Annotated in this window: 23 protein-coding genes; 13 read left to right on the top strand and 10 right to left on the bottom strand. The window is 67.2% G+C overall.

The genetic code is table 11. The features are described 5' to 3' along the window. Positions 1-88: 88 nt before the first annotated feature. Positions 89-1309, bottom strand: a complete 1221-nt coding sequence (locus IRG63_RS06525) for a D-alanyl-D-alanine carboxypeptidase family protein (RefSeq protein WP_193509596.1) — start codon at positions 1307-1309, stop codon at positions 89-91. Positions 1310-1351: 42 nt separating this feature from the next. On the opposite strand from IRG63_RS06525, the gene IRG63_RS06520 reads away from it, so the two are divergent. Continuing rightward, positions 1352-2293, top strand: coding sequence for an aminoglycoside phosphotransferase family protein (locus IRG63_RS06520; protein WP_168627236.1), 942 nt, complete (start codon positions 1352-1354; stop codon positions 2291-2293). On the opposite strand, the gene IRG63_RS06515 is transcribed toward IRG63_RS06520, so the two are convergent. Beyond that, positions 2290-2952: an alpha/beta family hydrolase gene (locus tag IRG63_RS06515; RefSeq protein WP_193509595.1), complete on the bottom strand. Its 663-nt coding sequence runs from the start codon at positions 2950-2952 to the stop codon at positions 2290-2292. The two genes, IRG63_RS06520 and IRG63_RS06515, sit on opposite strands and share 4 nt — an antisense overlap. 125 nt (positions 2953-3077) lie before the next feature. Next, a complete protein-coding gene (locus IRG63_RS06510; protein WP_168627734.1) occupies positions 3078-3878 on the bottom strand; it encodes an RNA methyltransferase in 801 nt (266 codons plus the stop codon). Positions 3879-3965: 87 nt separating this feature from the next. On the opposite strand from IRG63_RS06510, the gene IRG63_RS06505 reads away from it, so the two are divergent. Genes IRG63_RS06505 through IRG63_RS06495 form a run of 3 tightly spaced genes read left to right on the top strand, consistent with a single transcriptional unit; the run spans position 3966 to position 5992 of the window. Then, positions 3966-4811, top strand: coding sequence for a Sir2 family NAD-dependent protein deacetylase (locus tag IRG63_RS06505; protein WP_168627238.1), 846 nt, complete (start codon positions 3966-3968; stop codon positions 4809-4811). Positions 4812-4856: 45 nt separating this feature from the next. Further along, positions 4857-5501: a histidine phosphatase family protein gene (locus IRG63_RS06500; protein WP_168627239.1), complete on the top strand. Its 645-nt coding sequence runs from the start codon at positions 4857-4859 to the stop codon at positions 5499-5501. Continuing rightward, positions 5501-5992 carry a YbaK/EbsC family protein gene (locus IRG63_RS06495; protein ID WP_193509594.1) on the top strand — a complete coding sequence of 164 codons (492 nt, stop codon included), beginning with the start codon at positions 5501-5503 and terminating at the stop codon, positions 5990-5992. The genes IRG63_RS06500 and IRG63_RS06495 overlap by 1 nt, the downstream gene beginning before the upstream one ends. Here the strand turns inward: IRG63_RS06495 and IRG63_RS06490 are convergent. Together IRG63_RS06490 and IRG63_RS06485 are read right to left on the bottom strand one after the other, a co-directional pair. Then, on the bottom strand, positions 5979-7055 hold the full coding sequence (locus tag IRG63_RS06490; protein WP_168627241.1) for a glycosyltransferase family 1 protein: 1077 nt from the start codon (positions 7053-7055) through the stop codon (positions 5979-5981). The two genes, IRG63_RS06495 and IRG63_RS06490, sit on opposite strands and share 14 nt — an antisense overlap. A 5-nt stretch (positions 7056-7060) precedes the next feature. Beyond that, positions 7061-7954 (bottom strand): alpha/beta fold hydrolase, encoded by an 894-nt coding sequence (locus IRG63_RS06485; protein ID WP_168627242.1) that lies wholly within the window; start codon positions 7952-7954, stop codon positions 7061-7063. Positions 7955-8072: 118 nt separating this feature from the next. Between IRG63_RS06485 and treS the strand changes: the two genes are divergently transcribed. Next, positions 8073-9806, top strand: a complete 1734-nt coding sequence (gene treS / locus IRG63_RS06480; protein WP_168627243.1) for a maltose alpha-D-glucosyltransferase — start codon at positions 8073-8075, stop codon at positions 9804-9806. Here the strand turns inward: treS and IRG63_RS06475 are convergent. Next, positions 9778-10851: a DNA glycosylase AlkZ-like family protein gene (locus IRG63_RS06475; protein ID WP_168627244.1), complete on the bottom strand. Its 1074-nt coding sequence runs from the start codon at positions 10849-10851 to the stop codon at positions 9778-9780. The two genes, treS and IRG63_RS06475, sit on opposite strands and share 29 nt — an antisense overlap. Positions 10852-10982: 131 nt before the next feature. Here IRG63_RS06475 and IRG63_RS06470 point away from each other — a divergent pair, with 131 nt between their 5' ends. After that, complete coding sequence (locus IRG63_RS06470; protein WP_193509593.1) at positions 10983-11711, top strand: exonuclease domain-containing protein; 729 nt, start codon at positions 10983-10985, stop codon at positions 11709-11711. Positions 11712-11783: 72 nt separating this feature from the next. Here IRG63_RS06470 and IRG63_RS06465 read toward each other — a convergent pair whose 3' ends face one another. The 3 genes from IRG63_RS06465 to glgA all read right to left on the bottom strand — a co-directional run bounded on the left by IRG63_RS06465 (position 11784) and on the right by glgA (position 14145). Next, complete coding sequence (locus IRG63_RS06465; protein WP_168627246.1) at positions 11784-12035, bottom strand: type B 50S ribosomal protein L31; 252 nt, start codon at positions 12033-12035, stop codon at positions 11784-11786. Between the two features lie 97 nt (positions 12036-12132). Continuing rightward, positions 12133-12915: an ABC transporter ATP-binding protein gene (locus tag IRG63_RS06460; protein ID WP_168627247.1), complete on the bottom strand. Its 783-nt coding sequence runs from the start codon at positions 12913-12915 to the stop codon at positions 12133-12135. Between the two features lie 42 nt (positions 12916-12957). After that, a complete protein-coding gene (glgA, locus tag IRG63_RS06455) occupies positions 12958-14145 on the bottom strand; it encodes a glycogen synthase (protein WP_168627248.1) in 1188 nt (395 codons plus the stop codon). 47 nt (positions 14146-14192) lie between these two features. Here glgA and IRG63_RS06450 point away from each other — a divergent pair, with 47 nt between their 5' ends. Beyond that, positions 14193-15431, top strand: coding sequence for a glucose-1-phosphate adenylyltransferase (locus IRG63_RS06450; RefSeq protein WP_168627249.1), 1239 nt, complete (start codon positions 14193-14195; stop codon positions 15429-15431). 33 nt (positions 15432-15464) lie between these two features. Further along, entirely contained in the window at positions 15465-16103 is a 639-nt protein-coding gene (gene serB, locus IRG63_RS06445; RefSeq protein ID WP_168627250.1) for a phosphoserine phosphatase SerB, read from the top strand. A gap of 4 nt (positions 16104-16107) precedes the next feature. Here the strand turns inward: serB and fabG are convergent, their stop codons facing one another. Beyond that, positions 16108-16818 (bottom strand): 3-oxoacyl-ACP reductase FabG, encoded by a 711-nt coding sequence (gene fabG / locus IRG63_RS06440; RefSeq protein WP_193509592.1) that lies wholly within the window; start codon positions 16816-16818, stop codon positions 16108-16110. Between the two features lie 66 nt (positions 16819-16884). Here fabG and IRG63_RS06435 point away from each other — a divergent pair, with 66 nt between their 5' ends. The 5 genes from IRG63_RS06435 to IRG63_RS06415 all read left to right on the top strand — a co-directional run. Beyond that, the gene (locus IRG63_RS06435; RefSeq protein ID WP_193509591.1) at positions 16885-17241 is read left to right on the top strand and encodes a DUF3099 domain-containing protein; all 357 of its coding nucleotides are present in this window, start codon (positions 16885-16887) and stop codon (positions 17239-17241) included. Then, on the top strand, positions 17238-17480 hold the full coding sequence (locus IRG63_RS06430) for a hypothetical protein (RefSeq protein ID WP_193509590.1): 243 nt from the start codon (positions 17238-17240) through the stop codon (positions 17478-17480). The genes IRG63_RS06435 and IRG63_RS06430 overlap by 4 nt, the downstream gene beginning before the upstream one ends. Beyond that, positions 17477-18331: an SURF1 family protein gene (locus IRG63_RS06425; protein ID WP_168627253.1), complete on the top strand. Its 855-nt coding sequence runs from the start codon at positions 17477-17479 to the stop codon at positions 18329-18331. Before IRG63_RS06430 ends, IRG63_RS06425 begins: the two co-directional genes overlap by 4 nt. Before the next feature lie 175 nt (positions 18332-18506). Then, a complete protein-coding gene (locus IRG63_RS06420; protein ID WP_193509589.1) occupies positions 18507-20798 on the top strand; it encodes a hypothetical protein in 2292 nt (763 codons plus the stop codon). 134 nt (positions 20799-20932) lie between these two features. Beyond that, a partial coding sequence (locus IRG63_RS06415; protein ID WP_193509588.1) for a hypothetical protein occupies positions 20933-21184 on the top strand: 252 nt, incomplete at its 3' end.

The following is a 21184-nucleotide window of genomic DNA, read 5'->3' as shown; positions in this document are numbered from 1 at the left end:
AGCCCTAGCGAAGCGGATGCCGATTGAAGAATGTGACGCCAGCCTATGGGCGGTTGCTGGGAATATGTCTCGCCACGCGGAATATGTCCTATCCGAACAGTTCGGCAGGGTTGGTCAGCCGCCAGAGCGCATCCGGTGGGCCGATCGAAGAGTCGAGCACGAGCGGCACTGAGAGGTGTGTGGTGCCCACCTGCACCGCGAGTCTGCCCACTCGGTCCCCTGCGGCGCCGTCGCGCACCTGGTCGGCCACAACGTCGTAGGACACCGGCGTGCCGCGCCAGGTCACGACCGTGTAGGTCTCGCCGGCAACAGCGCTCGCATGCTGGCCCCACGGCGTCACGTAGTCGGCGAACCGGGCGCCGGCCTCGACGACGTCGAGCTCGACGAATCCGGATGTCGCACTCGCCAGCAGGGAACGCACGGACTCACGCACCGCATCTGGGTCCTCGCCGCCCATTACGACCCCGACGAGTTGCACGGTCTGATGACCGACCGGCAGGTCAGCGGAGAACAGCAGGTTCGACTGGTCGAGGCGTCCGGTCTTGATTCCGTCAACGCCGAACTCACCCAGCAGCTTGTTGGAGTTCTCCAGCTCCTCGAAGCCGGGAACCGTTGTACTTGCTGTCGCGACGATCTCGGCGATGACCGGGTCGGCGAGGGCGAGCTTGCCGAGCTGGATGAGGTCAGTCGTCGTGCTGACGTTCGCGGGGTCAATGCCGGTCGGTTCCACCACGCGTGTGTCCGGCATCCCGTTGCGCTGCAGCCAGGACGTTGCAGCGGCGACGAACTCGTCGTTGGACCCGAACGCCCAATCCGCGAGCGATGCCGCGTAGTTGTTGGCGGAGGTGATGAGGGTGAAGTCCAGGACCTGACGCTGGGACAGCGTGAGACCGGACCACACCGGCTTGGTGCCGCCGCCGAGCCGCTGGTAGTGGCCGATGAGGGCTTGGTCGTTCGCAGTGAACCTGATCTGCTCTCCGCTCTCGCCGGGCGCCAGCGGCTTCGTCTCGAGCACGACCAGGCTCGTGATGACCTTGGTGATGCTGGCCATCGGCAGGGATTCGCTGGAGCCACCGGATGCGAGTACACCCGGATAGCCGACCGCGCCGATCGCGCTCGCCCCGTAGGCGGGCCAGGTCAACTCCACCGCGGGTTCGTGGATCGCATCAGCCGCCGTCAATTGTGGGGCGATCGCGTCGACCGGGGCGAGCAAGGTGAGCGGTAGGTAGGCGCTCGCGGTGATCAGCGCGAGCACGCCACCGACAACGCCGAACCGGCGACGAATGTACGTCGCGCGGGTTGGTGCCATGCATTCATCTTATGAGCGGGGTTCCGCCCTTATGCTCGCTGAATGGATCCCCAGCCTTTCGATCAGGTTGCCATGGCCGCCTACCCAGACAAGTCCAGCTGGCAGACGGTGGCCGGTGAACTGCTCCTCGACACGCTGAGCCGCTGGAAGCTTGCGCTGGCCGGCTCGCACGAGGGTGGGCGCGCGGGCATCGTCGTCGAGGTCGTGCAGGAGGACGGCACACCCGCGGTGCTGAAGATCGGTGTCCCGCACGAGGAGGGACGCTGGGAAGCTGTCGCGTTGGCAGCCTTCCCGAAGGGAACCGCCCCGCAGTTGCTCCGGCAGGATGCGACGACCTGGGCGCTCCTGCTCGAAAGCGTCCGGCCGGGCACTCCCCTGCGAGACGCGGGACTCGACCCGATGGAGGCTCTGACGATCGGAGGGACGCTGCACGGGCGCATCGCGTCGTCCTCCCCAGTGCGCGGCAGCACGCTGCCCCGCGTCTCCGACTTCGCGGCGTCCGGTGCGCTGCGCATGCGCGACAGGATCGCCCGCGAAGCCGACCTGTTCGAGCGCCTTGAGATCGAGCCGGAGCCGCTGCACCGTGCTGCCGATGAACTGCTCAGACTCGCGGACCTGTCGACTGCTGGTGCGCTAGTGCACGGCGATTTCAACCCTGGCAACATCGTGCACTCGATGGATGACGACAGCGAACGCTGGATGGTCATCGACCCGAAGGGCATGGTCGGCGACCCGGCCTATGACCTCTGGCCGCTCGTGACCCAGCTCGGCGATCCGCTGAACGACCCGGATCCGGCCGGCCGCCTGTCCGAGCAGCTCATGGTGGCCGCGAACGCTGCCGGATGCGATCCGCGCCGGACCGCGGAATGGGCCTTCGCCCGAGCCGGTCAGGTCACAGTGTGGTTCGCAGAGGACGGCGACTACGACCTCGCGCGCAACGAGGCCCGTGTGCAGGCCCTGTGGGCCGAGGTGCTCGCCGGCTAGCTGCCGCTGGCGTGCCCGCGGACGAACGCGGCGACCGAGGGCGCGAGCGAAGCGCCGACCTGCGCCGGGGTGCGCTTGATGCCCGCAACCTCGAAGGAATGCCCGCCGCCCTCCACCCACTCGAGCAGCGCGCTGGCGCCGATGCGACCCACGACGCCATCGAGCAGCTCGGGCGTCGCGAAGGGGTCCTTGGTCCCCTGCAGGAAGAGCATCGGCACTCGGATGCCGTACAGGTGCTCGTCGCGCAATGCCTCCGGCTTGCCAGGCGGATGCAGCGGATAGCCGAGGTACACCAGGGCGGCAGCGGGCATGCCCTCTGCGACCGCCATCGACGCCATCCGCCCGCCGTACGACTTGCCGGCTGCAAGCACGGGCAACCCGGCCGACTCGGTCTCCGCCCAGCGCAACGCATCGCGCCAGGCGGCGATCGCGTCGGCCGGGCGGCCGGGCATCCGTCGTCCGGCTTCTCGGTACGGCAGGTTGAACCGCAGGGTCGCGACACCGTCGGCGTTGAGCGCGTCGCTGAAGCCGACCAGGAACGGGTGGTCATAGCCGGCCCCGGCTCCGTGGGTCACGGCAATGACCGCCCAGGCGTCGTCCGGTCGCTCCCAGACGGCCGAGACACTCGCGTCGCCCACAGGAACCCTGATCTCGGTCACTCGTCCATTCTCCCCCGCCACAGTTGGCGATCCTTGTCGAGATACGTCGCGCGGGTGATCCTTTCACGCGCGGGTCAAATTCGACCGGCGCATGAAAGTTCGACCCGCTGCGAGCGCGATCAGTGTCAGACCCGCAGCTCCCACAGCGCCACCGCGCTCGCCGCCGCCACGTTGAGCGAGTCCACGCCCCGCAGCATCGGGATCGTCACCACCGTGTCGGCCTCCGCGATCGCCTTGCGCGTGAGCCCGTCGCCCTCGGTGCCGAGCAGCAGCGCGACCCGCTCCGGCGCGTTGGCGGCGTACTCGTCGAGCGGCACGGCGCCGTCCTCGAGTGCGAGCGCAGCCAGTTGAAAGCCGGCCGCGCGCAGGGGTGCAGCGCCGTCCGGCCACCACGGGATGCGTGTCCACGGCACCTGCAGCACCGTGCCCATGCTCACGCGCACACTGCGCCGGTACAGCGGATCCGCGCAGCGCGGCGTCACCAGCACCGCGTCGGCGCCCAGCCCGGCCGCCGCGCGGAAGATCGCGCCGACGTTCGTGTGATCGGCGATGTCCTCAAGCACCACGACGCGCCGCGCATACCGGAGCAACTCCTCCACCGCGGGCAGCTCAGGGCGGTGCATCGCCGCGATAGCGCCGCGATGCAGATTGAAGCCCGTGATCGACTCGAGCACCGCAGCGTCGGCGACATACACCGGCACGTCGAAGCCGTCGAGCAGCGGCTCAAGCTCGGGCAGCCACTGTTCCTGAAGCAGGACCGACCGCGGGCGATGCCCGGCGGCGAGTGCACGCGTGATGACCTTGGTCGACTCGGCCAGGTAGAGGCCGCCCGCCGGCTCAAGCTTCCGCCGCAACGCGACGTCGGTGAGGCTCGTGAAGTCGGCGAGCCCCGGCTCGCTCAGGTCGGTGATTCGGATGATGCGCAGCGGCTTCTCCTCATAGCTTCAGCGGCGCAAGGAACAACCCGCCCGCTCTCGCGTTTACTCTAGGGACATTCGCTAGAGAGGTTTCCATTGACTGCCCCCGCACCAAACCCGATCGAGTCCGATGGTGGCCTCGACGCCGTGCTCGAAGTGCTGCAGGGGCGCAAGCTGGCCATCCTCACCGGCGCAGGACTCAGCACCGACTCCGGCATCCCCGACTATCGCGGGGCTGGCGCACCGCCGCGGAACCCCATGACGTTCCAGCAGTTCCTCGCCGACGAGGACTACCGCAAGCGCTACTGGGCTGGCAGTCACCTCGGCTGGCAGCGCTTCAGTTCGGTCACCCCCAACGCCGGCCACCGCGCGGTAGCGGCTTTGGAGGCATCCGGGGTCGCCACGGGCGTCATCACCCAGAATGTCGACGGCCTGCACCGCCGTGCGGGGTCGCTGCGGGTCATCGAACTGCACGGCAGCATGGATCGTGTGCGCTGCCTCGACTGCGGCCAGTTCTACTCGCGCAGGGACATCGCCTCTCAGCTCGCGCACCGCAACCCGTGGCTGGACCGGGTTACAGAGCGTGAGCTCGGCCCTGATGGCGACGTGATCATCGAGGACCCGTCCGCGTTCGACGTTCCGGTGTGCGGTGTGTGCGGCGGCATGCTGAAGCCCGACGTCGTCTACTTCGGCGAGTTTGTGCCGTCGGCGCAGTTCCGGGCCGCCAGCGCGATCATCGGTGCGGCCGATGCGCTGCTGGTCGCCGGGTCATCGCTCGTCGTGAACTCCGGGATGCGTTTGCTCGACCAGGCGATCAAGCGCGGCCACCCCACGGTGATCGTCAACCGGGGGCCCACTAAGGGCGATCCACGAGCAACGGTTAAGCTGGACGCAGGGACCTCCGAGGTGCTGACCGTTCTGGCCAAGGAACTTCGCGGCTGAAAAAGGCACTCACGTCCCGACGCGACCGGAAGGACGTTGATAGGGATGACGACGCTGATCTACCTCGTGCGGCACGGCGAGACCGACTGGAACCAAGTTCACCGCATTCAAGGCAGTTCCGACATCCCACTGAACGACAACGGGCGCGCACAAGCCAGCAGGGCGGGAGCCCTGCTCGCCCGCCGAAGCTGGGACGGCATCTACTCAAGCCCTCTCGGGCGGGCGATGGAGACCGCGACCATCATCTCTGACCGGCTCGACCTCGGCGACCCGACTCCCCTGCCATCCATGGTCGAACGCCACTACGGCGAGGCCGAGGGGCTGACCAACGACGAGGTCGCCGAACGGTATCCCTCGTACGCGCCGGTGCCGGGGCGGGAGTCGCGGGAAGAGGTCATCGCCCGCGTCATGGCGACCCTGAGCACGCTGGCCAAGGAGCGCCCCGGCGAGCACCTCATTGTCGCCACCCACGGCGGTGTCATCCGCGCCACGCTGCTCGCGGTGGGAGCGGACATCGACCGCAGCATCCCGATCACGAACGGCTCCATCCACAGCTTCCGCCGGATCGACGGCGGCTTCCAACTGCTCGCCTTCAACGACCCGATCGAGGTTGCATCCGTTGTTCCCGGCGACGAGGGCATCGAGGAGCAGAACGTCATCGAGGGCCGCGAAGAGAAGGTGGCCGGCTGATGGCGGCGCTCGACCGCTTCCTCACCCGGCTCGAGCAGCTCGGTGTCGAGCTGGACGTCCGGGAGATGGACAGCAGTACCCACACGGCGGCGGATGCTGCTGCCGCCGTCGGCGTCCAGGTCGGGCAGATCGTCAAGAGCCTGCTCTTCATGGCCGACGGTGAGCCGCTGCTCGTGCTGGTTTCCGGACCGAACCGGGTCGATACCGCGGCTCTCGGGAAGCGCCTCGGCACCCCGGTGACCATGGCGGACGCCAAGCGCGTGCGCGAACTGTCCGGGTTCAGCATCGGCGGGGTGCCGCCGTTCGGCCACCCGGCGCCGCTGCGCACAATCGTCGATCCCGACCTGCTGAGCTACGACCAGGTGTGGGCGGCCGCCGGGTCAGCGACAACCGTGTTCGGCATCGAGCCGTCGCGACTTCTCGAGCTCACCCGCGGAGAGGTGCTGCCGGTCGGGGCAGACAGCGGCGCCGAACGCGTCAGCGCCGACTAGGTTCGCGTCGCTCGTCAACGAGCGAGGTCGCGAGTTCGAGCAGGGTCGCCGCGGACGCCTGCCAGGTGTACTCCCCCGCGCGCTGCAGCGAGAGCTCTGAGCGGCGCTTCCACTCCGCGGTGTCCTCGAGCGTGCGCACCTGCGCGGCGAACGCGGCCGGGTCGTCCGGGTTAGCGAACAGCGCTGCGTCGCCCCCGACCTCGCGGAACACCTCAATGTCGCTGCAGACCACCGGCGTGCCGTGCGCCATCGCCTCGATCAGCGGGATGCCGAAGCCCTCATCCCGCGACGCGGTGAGCAACGCGGTGGCGGATGCCAGCAGTTCGGCGTACTGCTCATCACTCACGCCGTTCAGGAACTCGATGCTGCCCGCGGGGGCCAGCGCAGAAAGGCGTGCGCGGTCGCGATCGGTGACCTTGCTGAGCAGTTGCAGCCGGTAGCCGGGAAGGAGCGAGACCGCACGCGCGAGCGTTTCCGCGTTCTTGTACGGCATGAACGAGCCCATGTAGACGAGAGTCCGCTCGCGCGGCCGCGGCGGGGTGGTCGCCGGGTCAACGGCGCTGGAGATGACCGTGATCGGCAGCTGGGTCAGGCGCGCCTCCTGCAGCTCCCGCTTGGCGGTGTGCGAGCCGGTCACGATCGCATCCGCTCGACGCAGCGCCCACCGCTGCGGTGCGAAGCTGAAGTGGTACGCCCGCCAAATGAGCCTCACGATCCAGGGCAGGTTCCGCGGCGGCGTGCGATGCCGGTAGTAGATCAGGTCGTGCACAGTGAGGATCAGCTGGTACTTCGCGCCGGTGCCGCCCATCGTCTGCATGGGGCAGAACACCACATCCGGATGCTCATCGTTCAGGTAGCGCGGCACCCACGGCTCGCTGAGTTTCGTCGGATCCGGCCCGAGAATCCAAGGCAGGTCGGGCAGGTTCGCCAGCTGGCGCTCGTCGCTGATGAACATCGTCACCGGATGCAGCTGGGCCAGCGCCCCGACGATGCCCGCGGTGTACCGGCTGATGCCATCGTGCCGCCCGATGCGGGTGTAGCGGCAGTCGAAGACGATCTTCACGTGGTTTACTTCAGCGCGTCGACGAAGTCACGGATGGCGTCGGCGGCTCGTTCCGGCACCTCGTAGTGGATGAGGTGGCCGACTCCGCCGAGCACCCGCAGCGTTGCATCCGGGAATCGCTCCTGCAGCGTGTACTGGGCGGAGACGGGCGTGATGTCGTCCAGTTCGGCGGCGACCAGCAGTGTTGGCACGGTGATCCGTTCGGCGTACTCGCTGACGTCGGCTGAGATCGACGCGTCGAAAGCCTCGACGACGGTGTCCCGGTCGCTGAAGTTGTTGAAGTAGGTGTGGTGCTGATCGTGGATCCACCTGCGCAGGTCACGATCCTTGGTCTTCACAAGGTTGGAGCTCATGAACTGCACGATCATCCGGTTGCGCAGCAGCGCATCGCCGAGCCGCGTCGGCAGCTTGGATGCTGCACGGTAGTAGCCGACGGTGAGCGCGGTGGCGAACTTGCGCGGCCCGTCGAGGCCGGGCATCGCGATCGGGTTGATCAGCATGAGCGCGGGCGCCTGCATCCCGGACGCGAACGCGTGGGAGGTGACGATCGTGCCGAACGAGTGGCCGAGGATGAGCGCCTCTCCCGTCAGGCCGAGGTCGTCGACGAACGCCTGGAACCACTTCGCGTAGCCGTCGATGCTGTGCGGCACCTCGGTCAGCGGCGTGGACTCTCCGAAGCCGGGCAAGTCGGGTCCGATGAACCGGATGCCGGGAAGGTGGGCGATGACCGGCTCCAGGCCGTGGTGCTCGCCGCGGTAGCCGTGCGCGACGACGACGGTGTGCTCGGCGTCCGGGTCGCCGTACTCCCAGTAGCGGGTGGTGCTGCCGAGCACCTCGGTCTCCCGACGGCGGATCGGGATGGACGCGAGGCGCGTTGCGTAGGGCGAAGTGACACTCATCCGCTCCAGTCTAGGGAGTGGCCGCCGATGATCAGGGCCGCAGGAACGTTGCTTAGACTCTCTGGGACGAAGCGCGCCCTTCGCCAACTCCCACAGACAACCCTTCGAGAGGAACCTCGTGAGCTTCACCGCGCCGATCCAGCTGCCCGGTCTGACCCTGGACCCACTCTGGTACCGCCGCTCGGTGTTCTACGAGGTGCTCGTGAGGGGATTTGTCGACTCGAACGGTGACGGCACTGGCGACCTCGCCGGGCTGATCTCCCGGCTCGACTACCTGCAGTGGCTCGGCGTCGACGCACTGTGGATCCCGCCGTTCTTCAACTCGCCGCTGCGGGACGGTGGCTACGACGTCTCGGACTACCGGTCGATTCTGCCCGAGTTCGGCACCCTCGACGAGTTCCAGGAGCTCGTCACCAAGGCGCACGAGCGCAACATGCGGATCATCATGGACCTGCCGCTGAACCACACCTCGGACCAGCACGAATGGTTCCAGCAGTCCCGGTCGGATCCGGATGGCCCGTACGGCGACTACTACGTGTGGAGCGACACCGACGAGAAGTGGCCGGACATCCGGATCATCTTCACTGACTACGAGGAGTCGAACTGGGCATTCGACTCTGAGCGCCGGCAGTTCTACTTCCACCGGTTCTTCTCGCACCAGCCCGACCTCAACTACAACAACCCGGCGGTCGCCGAGGAGATCTTCGAGATCACGCGGTTCTGGCTGTCGATGGGCGTTGACGGTCTGCGGCTCGACGCGGTGCCGTACCTGTACGAGTCGGACGAGGGCAACGGTGAGGGCGAGCCCCCGACGCACGAGTTCCTGAAGAAGCTGCGGAACCTGGTCGACACGGAATTCCCGGGCAGAGTGCTGATCGCCGAGGCCAACCAGTGGCCGCGCGAGGTCGCAGCGTTCTTCGGCACCGATGAGGAGCCGGAGTGCCACATGGCCTTCGACTTCCCGGTGATGCCGCGCATCTTCTACTCGCTGCGCTCGCAGCAGGCGGACGAGCTGGTCCGGGTGCTGTCGGAGACCACCGACATCCCGGAGACCGCGGGGTGGGGCATCTTCCTGCGCAACCACGACGAGCTGACCCTCGAGATGGTCTCCGAGGAGTACCGCCAGGCGATGTACGGCTGGTACGCCTATGACCCGCGGATGCGTGTCAACGTCGGCATCCGGCGGCGCCTGGCCACGCTCCTGGACAACTCGCGCGCGGAGCTCGAGCTGGCGCACGCCCTGCTGTTCTCGCTGCCGGGCAGCCCGTTCCTCTACTACGGCGACGAGATCGGGATGGGCGACAACATCTGGCTCCCCGACCGTGACGCCAGCCGCACGCCGATGCAGTGGACGCCGGACCGCAATGCGGGCTTCTCCTCCGCGGACCCAGGCAAGCTGTACCTGCCGGTGGTGCAGTCGCTCGTCTACAACTACTCGCTCGTGAACGTGGAGTCGCAGCTGGCCCAGTCCCGCTCGCTGCTGCACTGGGTGCGCAATGTCATTCACGTGCGGAAGGCGCATCCGACCTTCGGCCTCGGCTCGATGACGGTCGTCGACTCCGATCACGAATCGGTGCTCGCGTTCGTACGCTCGTACGAGGGGGCGGCCAGCGGCACGCAGTTCGGGGATGCGCCGGAGAACGTGCTGTGCGTGTTCTCGTTCGCGCATAACCCGATCTCGGTGACCATCCGGGCGCCGGAGCATGCGGGCAGCGACCTCTACGACCTGTTCGGCGGCGCCAAGTTCCCGGCGTTCGACGAGAACGGCGAGGTCACCATCACGATGGGCTCGCAGCAGTTCTTCTGGCTGCACATCGGCACACCTAGCCGAGGATTGCCTCGAACCGCGTGATCGCGGCAGCCAGCTGATCGGCCGGCGCCGCCTGCGCTCCCTCGAACCAGTCGATCGAGACTCCGTCGTCGCCGAGGGACCACGTGCCGGACACGACCCCGTCCGTGATGACCAGATTGGCGCCGCGGCTCACCGCCTCGCGGTGCGCTGACGGGACGATGCTGGTGTCGGCCGTGCCGGGGCCGAGCACCCACTGGTCGAAGGCGGGCAGGAGCCGGACCGATGGGGTCTCGGGCGTCGACAGCAACTCGTCGACGTCGTCACCGAGCACATGCGCGGCCGTGCCCTCAACGTCGATCGGCACGAGCCGGCCGCCGAGGTCGGCGATCCACTTCGTGATGCGCCTGCCGACACCCAGGCCATCGCCCAGCCAATAGTCCAGATTGGAGCGGGTCGCCGGTCCGTACGCGCGGAAGTACGCCTCCACCGCGCGGATACCGGCATCCTGCAGGTCGGGGATTCCCGCCCAGCGCGGGTTGGAGGTGAGGTTCTGCAGCGTCGGATGCCCGTCCCGTGATGCTCCGACACTGAGTTCGCCCTGCCACGCGACGGCCTTCAGAAGCGTGCGTGGATCCGCCGCGAAGACAAAGTCGAGGTGCGCAAACTTCGGTACCGCGGTGATCTTCCGGCCTAGTTCGGCGAAGGTGAGCGGCTGGTCGGCCAGCGCTTCCCGCACCACTTCCAGGAACGCGGGCCAGTCGCCGGGAGCAAGCCCGTAGAAGGTCCGCCAGCTTGCGCGTTCCCACATCCGCCCGGCCGCTCGCAAAGCCAGATAGACACCGCCATCCTCAGGCGTCAGCAGGTGGGTTGCTCCGCGGAAGGTGAACGTCTTGATTAGCTCGCCGTTCGCGAGGGCTGCTGCCACTTCACCCGGCCTGGAGCGCTCACGTCTGACGCGAATTGCGAGTTCTGCAGCGGAGTCGGTGCCGGCCGGTATCGCGCCCAAGCGCCGCACGACGCCCGCCACGGACTCCGTGCCGACCGGCTGGAGCAGGTGCCGCTGCATCCGCCATGCGAGGGCTCGCGCTCGAGTGACTGACACCATTGGCCCGTTTTACCGCATCCGCCCTCGGTGAGACTGCAGAAACCGGCGTTATCGCGCTCGATTACGCACTTTCATGCAGTCTCGGCGGGGGCTCCCGGGGCGTGCCGGTGGTCGCCCCTAGCCTTAGCCCCATGGCAGGCAATTGGTATGACATCCTCGGAGTTTTCGACCTTGAGACGACCGGAATAGATGTCGATACCAGTCGCATCGTCACCGCGAACGTGAGCGTCATCGGCCCGGACGGCGGCGTGCTGGAGCGCACCGACTGGATGGCCGACCCGGGCGTGCCGATACCGCCGCAGGCGACCGCCGTGCACGGCATCACCACCGAGCGCGCCCAGCACCAGGGCAGGCCAGCCGCCGAGGTGGTGGAGGAGATCATCGCCGCGCTGCGCGGCATCCTGGACCGCGGCATCCCGGTGGTCGTCTACAACGCTCCGTACGACCTGAGCCTGCTGAACCGCGAAGCGGTGCGGTACGGCATCGAGCCGCTGCGCGACCCGTGCCCGATCATCGACCCGCTTGTGCTCGACCGCGCCGTGGACCGGTACCGCAAGGGCAAGCGCACCCTCGAGGTGGCGTCGCTCGTCTACGGGGTCATCCTCGACTCGGCGCACGACGCTGGCGCCGACGCCATCGCGGCCGGCCGTGTGGCGCAGGCGATCGCGCGCCAGTACAGCGATCAGCTGGGTGACGATGTGCTGGCGCTGCACGATTCGCAGGTCGGCTGGTGCCGTGATCAGGCCGCGAGCTTCCAGGAGTACATGCGCCGCGTGAAGGACCCCGCGTTCACCGCGGACGGGTCCTGGCCGGAGCGGGTCGCTGCACCGCTCGCGCGCGAACTCGACCCGATCGTCTGACGAGACGAAAGCGCAGGTTAACGACGAGAGCCGGATGCCCGAGGGCATCCGGCTCATCGCGTGACGTGCTGATTAGGAGCCGAAGCCCTTGTAGCGCGTGTTGAACTTCTCGACGCGGCCTGCGCTGTCGAGGATGCGCTGCTTGCCCGTGTAGAACGGGTGCGACTCGCTGGAGATCTCGACGTCGATCACCGGGTAGGTGGTGCCGTCTTCCCACTCGATCGTCTTGTCGCTCGACACGGTCGAGCGGGTGAGGAACGTTGCACCGGATGCGAGGTCACGGAAGACCACGGGCGCATAGTTCGGGTGGATGTCAGACTTCATGGTGGTTCCTCGCGAGTGGATTGGGAATTAAGGGAAAAGTCTCTCGGCGTCTTAGCCGACTGACCACTTTACCAGAATCAAGAGCGTCGGGTGCGGATCACGCGGCCCGGGCGGTAAACCGGTTGTCGGTGCGCTCGACCTTGAGGTCGACACCGAAGACATCGCTCAGGTTCCCGGCGGTGACGACCTCTTCGATCGGGCCAGAGTCGTGCACCTCGCCCTGCGACAGCAGCAGTGCGTGGCTGAAGCCCGGCGGGATCTCCTCGACGTGATGGGTGACCATGACGATCGCTGGCGCATCCGGTGCGCTCGCGTAGCCGCCGAGCAGCTGCAGCAGCTCCTCACGGGCGCCCAGGTCGAGGCTCGCCGCCGGCTCATCGAGCAGCAACACCTCGGGGTCCGTCATCACGGCACGGGCGATCTGCACGCGCTTCTGCTCGCCGTCGCTGAGGTTGCCGAAGCGGCGGTCCTCGAGGTGGCTGAGCTTCCACTCCCCGAGCACGCGGCGTGCGCGGCGGGTGTCGATCTCCTCGTACTCCTCGTTCCAGCGCCCTGTGACCGAGTACGAGGCGGTGAGCACGACATCCAGCACCGTCTCGTTCGCCGGGATGCGACGGGCAAGCGCCGTCGAGGCGAAGCCGATGCGGGGGCGCAGGTCGAACACGTCGACCGCGCCGAGGGTGCTGTCGAGCACCACCGCTTCGCCGTGGCTGGGGTGGATCTGCGCCGCAGCCAGTTGTAGCAGGGTCGTTTTGCCCGCGCCATTCGGTCCGAGAATGACCCAGCGCTCCTTGCTGTCGACGTTCCAATCAACAGAATCGAGGATCGTGTTCCCGTCGCGCACGACCGACACATCTGAGAACTGGAGAACGCTGGCCATATGCTCAAGCCTAAGCCACGGGCGGGGTGCGACCCGGCAGCGCTAGAGGAGCGTTGCGTACAGTTCGCGGGTGCGCGCCGCGATGCGATCCCAGCCGAACTGGCGCTCGGCACGCTCACGTCCGGCGGCCCCGAACTGCTTGGCGCGCTCCGGATCGGAGACCATCTCGCCGAGCGCTGCGGCGAGGTCGCCGATGAAGCGCTCCGAGTCCACCGGAAGTCCCGTGCCGTCGTTCGCCTGCTCGATCGGCACCAAGAAGCCGGTGACACCGTCATCCACCACCTCCGGGATCCCCCCGGTTGCCGTCCCGACTACGGGGGCGCCGCACGCCATCGCCTCCAGGTTCACGATGCCGAGCGGCTCGTAGATCGACGGGCAGACGAACGTGGTCGCCGCGGTCAGCACGGCGCGAAGTTCGCGCTGGCTGAGCAGCCGGTCGATCCACACCACACCGGTGCGGGTCTCCTGCAGGTGCGCGACGCCGGCCTGCACCTCCGCCAGGATCTCCGGCGTGTCCGGCGCGCCCGCGCACAGCACCAGCTGCACGTCCGGGTGCAGCCGCTCCGTCGCTGCCAGCAGGTAGCTGAGGCCCTTCTGCCTGGTGATGCGGCCAACGAACACGACCGACGGCCGGTCGGGGTCGATGCCGAGCGAACGCACGAGGTCGTCGTCCGAGGTGGGACGCCACCGGTCCAGGTCGATGCCATTGTGGATGACGCTGATCCGCGACGGGTCGAGACGCGGGTAGGACCGGATGATGTCCTGCCGCATTCCCTCGCTCACCGCGATGATCGCATCCGCCGCTGAAAACGCGCCGCCCTCGATCCAGCTCGACACGCGGTAGCCGCCGCCGAGCTGCTCGGCCTTCCACGGGCGCAGCGGCTCCAGGCTGTGCGCGGTGACGACGTGTGGGACGCCGTGCAGCAGCTGCGCGATGCGCCCCGCGGCGTTCGCGTACCAGGTGTGCGAGTGCACCAGCTGGGCATCACCGCAGTCCTGCGCCATCTGCAGGTCGACGCCGAGAGTCGCAATCGACGGGTTCGCCGAGACCAGTTCCGCGGGCACCAGATAGGACGTCACACCCGGTTCGTCGCGGGGCGCGCCGAAGCAGCGCACGTTCACCTCGACATCGGTGTCCCGGCGCAGCGCGTGCACCAGTTCGCCTACGTGGACGCCGGCGCCGCCGTACACTTCCGGGGGATATTCACGGGTCAGCAGGTCGACTCTCACCAACAAGACACTAGTTCCTATCACGTGGTGTCATCTACGGTGGGAGCATGGCGGCGCCCAAGATCTTCGGAATCGTGCTCGCCGGTGGTGAGGGAAAGCGGCTGATGCCGTTGACCGCCGACCGGGCCAAACCGGCGGTCCCATTTGGCGGAAACTACCGCCTCATCGACTTCGCCCTCTCCAATCTGATCAACTCCGGGCTGCGTCAGATCGTCGTGCTCACCCAGTACAAGTCGCACAGCCTCGACCGTCACGTGTCGCAGACCTGGCGGCTGCCCGGCCTGACGAACTCCTACGTCGCATCCGTGCCGGCGCAGCAACGGCTCGGCAAGCGCTGGTTCGCGGGGTCGGCGGATGCGATCCTGCAGAGCCTGAATCTGCTGAAGGATGAGAAACCCGACATCGTCATCGTCGTCGGTGCCGACCACGTCTACCGCATGGACTTCAGCCAGATGATCGACGCGCACATCGAGGCGGGCACCGGTGTGACGGTTGCAGCCATCCGGCAGCCGATCTCGCTTGCGGGCCAGTTCGGTGTCATCGAGGTCGCGCCGGGTGATCCGACGCGGATCGGGCGGTTCCTGGAGAAGCCGTCCGACCCTGTGGGGTTGGCCGACTCCCCCGGCGAGGTACTCGCGTCGATGGGCAATTACGTGTTCAACGCCCGCGATCTCATGGACGCCGTGCTGCGCGACGGCGAGCGGGCCGACTCGAACCATGACATGGGCGGTGACATCGTTCCCGACTTCGTCGAACGGGGCGACGCGGCCGTGTACGACCTGATCCGCAACGACGTTCCCGGCGCGACCGAGCGCGACCGGTACTACTGGCGCGATGTGGGGACGATCGAGTCGTTCTACGACGCCCACCAGGACCTCATCTCAGCGCTGCCGGTGTTCAACCTGTACAACACCGACTGGCCGATCTACAGCGAGCAGCTGAACTCTCCCCCGGCGAAGTTCGTCCGCGACGCGTCAGGCAACACCGGGACCCTCATCGACTCGGTCGTCTCGCTCGGGTCGCTGCTGTCCGGGGCCCACGTCGAGCGCAGCGTGCTCGGCCCCTGGGCCAACATCGAATCCGGCGCCCAGGTGATCGACTCGATCCTGTTCGAGCGGGTTCGGGTCGGCCCGGGCGCATCCGTGCGCCGCGCTATTCTGGATAAGGATGTCGTCGTCGAACCCGGCGCGACCGTAGGGGTGGATCCCGAGGCCGATCGGGCCAGGGGCTTCACCGTCACAGATACCGGAATCACCGTTGTGGGCAAGGGCGTTCACGTCGCGTGAACAGCGCGCCAGCGCTCTACCCTTGGGGGTTCAATGCCACGGTTCCTCGTCGTGCTCGACGTCGATTCGACGCTCATCGAGAACGAGGTGATCGAACTGCTCGCCGAGGCGGCGGGTTCGCTCGACAAGGTGGCCGAGATCACCAGCCGAGCCATGAACGGCGAGGTCGACTTCGAGCAGAGCCTGCGTGAGCGGGTCGCGACGCTGCGCGGCCTGCCGGTGAGCGTCTTCGGCGAGGTGGGCGAGCGCATCCGGGTGACGGATGGTGTGCCAGAGCTGATTGCGACCGTTCGGGCGAATGGTGGTGCGGTCGGCGTCGTCTCGGGTGGCTTCCATGAGCTCGTCGACCCGGTTGCAGAGCGCATCGGGCTGGACCGGTGGAAGGCCAACCGGCTCGAGGCCGCCGATGGGGTGCTCACTGGTGGGCTCACCGGGCCGATCGTCGACGCCGCCGCGAAAGCGCATACCGTGCGCGAGTGGGCCGCGGAGCTCGACATCCCGCTCCGGCAGACCATCGCGGTCGGTGACGGCGCGAACGACCTGCCGATGATGGAGATCGTCGGGCTCTCGGTGGGCTTCGACGCGAAGGCCCCGGTGCGTGAGGAGGCCGACCTGGTCATCGACCGGCGGGACCTCTCGCAGCTGCTGCCGTTGCTCGGGCTGCGCGGCTAGCGGGTTAGTGGCCCATCCCGAGGCCGCCGTCGACCGGGATGACAGCACCGGAGACGTAGGCGGCGTCGTCGCTCGCCAGCCAGGCCACTGCCGCGGCAACCTCGGCCGCTGACCCGTAGCGGCCGGCTGGGACCTGCGCCAGGTACTCCTTCTGCTTGTCCTCGCTCAGCTCCGCGGTCATGTCGGTCTCGATGAAGCCGGGTGCGACGACGTTCGCGGTGATGTTGCGTGAACCGAGCTCGCGCGTGAGCGACCGGGCGAGGCCGATGAGGCCGCTCTTGGATGCGGCGTAGTTCACCTGGCCGGCGGAGCCGAGCAGCCCGACGACGCTCGAAATGAGCACGACCCGGCCGTACTTGGCCTTCAGCATGCCCTTCGACGCGCGCTTGACGACGCGGAACGCGCCGGACAGGTTGGTGTCGATGACGTCGGTGAAGTCGTCCTCGCTCATGCGCAGCAGAAGGGTGTCGCGGGTGATGCCGGCGTTGGCGACGATCACCTCGACGGAGCCGTAGGCCTCCTCGATCTGGGTGAACGCGGCGTCGATGGACGCAGCATCCGTCACGTCTGCCCTGACGGTCAGCGACCCGGCGGGACCCTCGCCGGAGCGGGCGGTGACGGCGACCCGGTGACCGTCAGCGACGAACCTCTCGGCGATCGCGAGGCCGATCCCCCGGTTGCCCCCGGTCACCAGAACTGTCCTCGGCTCGGCCACGTCAACTCCCTGTCAGTCGGCTAGAAAAACCCACCCAATACTAGACGTAGGCTTGTAGCCACAACGATGACCAGGCATATCAACACGATCACTGCGCTGCCGCGCTCCCCCGAGGATGATCGCAGGCGACGGATGCGCCTCTACACGCTCACGATGAGTATCCGTGTCGTGTGCATCGTGCTGTGCCTGTTTGTGCGTGACTGGTGGTTGCTGCTCGCTGCCATTGGCGCGACGTTCCTGCCGTATGTGGCGGTGGTGCTCGCCAACGCGGTCGACAAACGCGGTACAAGTCCCGAGCGGCCTGGCTCGATTGTTCCGCTTGCTCCGTACCCGCCCGAGGGCGACGAGAACCTCGGGAACGGCGAGCACCGCGAGGACCGCGACGGCGGCGGTAACGGCGAGCACCGCGAGGACAAGGAGTGATCGGCGAGTTTGCCGCCACGGATGCCGCGCAGTGCGCCCGGGCAGGGTGCCGCGCCGCCGCAGCCTGGCGCGTGAACTGGCGGAATCCGCGCATCCACACTCCCGATCGAGTGAAGGTGTGGCCCGCGTGTGATGAGCACGTCGGATACCTGCGGGATTATCTGGCCAGCCGGTCGTTTCCGGTGGTCGTGACGGCGCTGGCCGATGAGGTCGAGTCGGTTCCGGATGGTGCGCGATGAGCGGGTGGCGTTTCGCGTTCACCGGGCGCTGGTTCGGCTGGCTGGCGCTGGCCATCGTGTTCGCCATCGTGTGCAGCTTCTTGGGAACCTGGCAGCTGAACCGCCGCGCCGAGGCCCAGGCCGAGATCACCCGCATTGACAACAACTACGCGAGTGAGCCGCGCCCGCTGGATGAGGTGCTGCCGACGCTCGACTCGTTCGATGAGTCGCAGAAGTGGACACCGGTGGAGATGACCGGCCAGTACCTCGCTGATGAGGAGCTGCTGGTCAGGAACCGGCCGCAGTCCGGGCAGCCCGGTTTCGAGGTGCTCACTCCCCTGCTGCTCGAGGATGGCACGGTGTTCGTCGTCGACCGGGGGTGGCTACCGGTTGGAAACGAGCAGGACGAGCCGGACATGGTGCCGGAACCGCCGACCGGCGAGGTCACGGTTGTTGCGCGCCTCAAGGCGGGCGAGCCCGTGCTCGAGGGGCGCGGTGTTCCGGCCGGGAGTGACCAGATCGCCACGATCCACCTGCCATCCGTTGAGGAGCACGTCGCACGTGATACCTATACGGGCGCATATGGGTTGATGGTGTCGGAGAACCCGCCCGCCGAGCAGCGGCCCGTTGCGGCGCTGAAGCCGATCCGGGACGAGGGTCCGCATCTCTCGTACGCACTGCAGTGGTTCGTGTTCGCGATAATGGGCTTCATGGCGCTCGGCTGGGCGCTACGCCAGGAGTACCGGGTGATCAACTCGGACGACCCGGAGGAGCAGGCTCGAGCGCACGAGCGCGAGCGTCGAAAGGCGGCCAAGGCGCCGTCGGATGCGGACATCGAGGACGCGATCCTCGACGCGCGGCCGCCGCGGTAGCATGACGCCACCTCTCCCCCAATGTGGCAACTCTGGGGTTGTTGCGCCGCCTCACCGCCCATAGCGTGCACTTCGGCCCCGCGACAACAGCCGAGGTCATCCTGATCAGGTGGGGGAAACTATGGGTAGGCGCGCGCCGCTTTTTCGGTTGACGGCGATGGGCGCAGCGGTGACCATGCTTCTCACGGGGTGTGTTTTCGGTCTCGGTACGCAGCCGGGCACCGACTCCGTCGACCACCGCATCTACCTCGGCGACTTCCCAGCACCGCTGTCGTTGCCAGCACTACCCGCCATCCCGCCGCAACCCGTGCAACCCGCTGACACAACCGACTCGGCTGCGATGGATGCGTACTATCTCGCGCAAGCCGACTACAACAACGCAGTCATGGAAATGCAGGACGAGTTCGCAATCCACGGCGCCGCGATCGCTGAGGCAGCGGTCACCGCAGCCCAAGGTGGCCGCGACGCGGTGGCCGCGTGGCAATCGCTTATGGTCACCGCTGGCGTGAGCGTTACCGACGCCAGCGGTTCCCTGGTTGAAGTGGGCGGCAGTTCGGGTTTCGGTTGGCCGATGTCGGATGCGCAGCTGCGGCTCCACGCCGTGCTCGGTGCGTCAAGCGGTGGACTTGGGCTCGCCGACCTCGCGGAAGCGCTCCAAGGGATCCCAGAACTAGCCGATGCGGACCTCGTTACGATGCTGTACGACGAGCTGCTCAACTACCAGGATTATGGCTTCGGAGCGGTGTTCGCACAGTTGGCACCCGGGACCTTCATGACCGGTCCAATTGTGAAGGCGCCTGAAGAGGTCGTGCTGTCATGGGCCCAGGTGAGTCTTGTGCTTCACCGGCTCGCCGCCGAGCTCGCGATCATGGACAGCGTTGACGGCCAGGACACGGTGTCCAGCCAGAGTGGCTCGGCATACGACGCTGCACCGTCCGTCGTGACTGCGTCGTTCACGGGCGACGCTGCCTCCTCGAAGCGCGCGTGTGATGTCGGGATCGAGAACCCCTGGGCCGCAGAGCTTCTCAATCAGTTCAACAAGGCACACGCCACCGTTGTCTTTGACAAGGTCGTCGCATACGTCGATGAGGGACTCGGCACCAACGCCGGGGGCAAGATCGGCATCGCACGGGTGATCTCGGCCTTCGCAACCATGCTCGCGAAAGCCGCCGCGCTCCGGGCGGACTTCTCGGTTTCGGATACGCCGCTCGTGCGCACGAAGAACACGCAGCCTGGTGAGGTTCGCGACTTGGCGGTGAAGCTGCGGTTCGACGCGGACTCATGGGAGGAGATCCGGGGGTGCATGAACCTCTTCATGTCGCCCTTCGGTCTCGAGCTACCGGGCGCCCAGTCCGGTTTCGCCCAGAACATCGACATCGACCTCTCAAGCGAGGAGCCTTGGCGACTGCGGATTGGCGACGGCGCCGGAGGAGACAAGCCCGTCACTCGTGGCAAGACCGACGGCAACGGTGAAGCACGGTTCAAGCTCTCCGGTGCGCCGCAGGCCGACCTCATCCCCGAAGTCGCCGAACCGGAAGAAGTTGACGTGACAGTCCGCGCGGTGACCAACCTCGGCGGCAACGACTTCTACAAGGACGTGGCGGCGTTGCCGTGGGACGCGCTCGACGCGGCCGGCACGGCCGGAATCAGCCTCGTGCCGCAGGTGCTCAGCCGGATGAAGTTGATCATGCTCACCGGCGCGGTTCCAGTGCGCGACTGGAACCTGGAGGCGGATTTCGAGGCGACCGTCGTCGCCTCCATCAGCTCGCGCTCGGCGACGCATTACCTCCCGGCAGCAGACTGCGGCCAGAGGCCGGTCAGCACCTCGTCGACCGAGGCGGCAGTGTCGCTCGCGTCCGACACCGTCGAGATCTCTGCCGTCCTGTTGAGCAACCCCGATGGCAATCTCGGCGATCAGGCAGTGGTGTTCGTTCCCCGCGGCGAGGAGTTCCAGGGCTACGGTTACGGCGACGGCGTGCTCCAGTTCGAGACCACTGGGAACTACACCGCGACCAAGTCGCATTTCAAGCCCGCCGTTGGCGAACTTCCCCCGGTTCGAGTCGGTCAGGGCAACGGCGTCTGCGATGCGCAAGGCGTCGGCGGCCCGTACATTCCACCGACTCCGGATTGCGGCGAACGGACGTACTCCGAGGCGCTTCAGGTGACCATTCCCTCGGCGCGCACGCTGCACGTGTCCCACCTTTCCTCAACCGCCTCCGAGCTGTGGAGGCACTGCGGCGACGCCGTTGTTGTTGTCGCTCCCCGGCTCATCGAATGTCTGGGCGACGTGCAGCGCCATGGGGGCAAGTTCCCTTCGATCGCTGACATCTACGATTCGTCCAAGACCGTGATTGAGGTCACTGGCACGCTTAGTTGCACAGATATGCGGGAGGGCTATCTGGAGGAGTTCCAGTACGAATGGACGTTGGTGCTCTGTCGCATCGTCGACGGAGAATCTGCCTGCTGAGGGTGCTCGTCAAGAACCTCCACCCAGCGTGGGAATCGGTTCCACCGCTCCTCCACAGGTAGCCCGGAAAGTAGTTTCTAACAGATTCTCAAATCTGCTTGTGTAGCTGTGTTCGAGGCTGGGACAATTGATGCATGAGATCTTCCGCAGCTACGTTCAGCACCTCGCTCGAGGTTCTGCTGGCCGCGGCGGCCCGGATCGGCGTCGACGCGCCGGGTGCCCGGGGGCTGGGTGACAAGCAGCTTCTGGCGGCGCAGGCGTCGTTGGCGGAGGCGAAGCGCAGTCTTGATGCTTGCGCGTCGGTGCTGGCCGGTGAGGTGGTGCGCCGCTCATCGGTGGAGGCGGGGTTCGGTGGGTTGGCGCGGAAGGAGGGGTTCCGCACCCCG

This window comes from Cryobacterium sp. BB736 (assembly GCF_014980265.1).
In the GTDB taxonomy this organism is placed as follows: domain Bacteria; phylum Actinomycetota; class Actinomycetes; order Actinomycetales; family Microbacteriaceae; genus Terrimesophilobacter.
The sequence above is the reverse complement of the archived record's forward strand: the minus strand, read 5'-3'. Positions and strand labels throughout refer to the sequence as shown.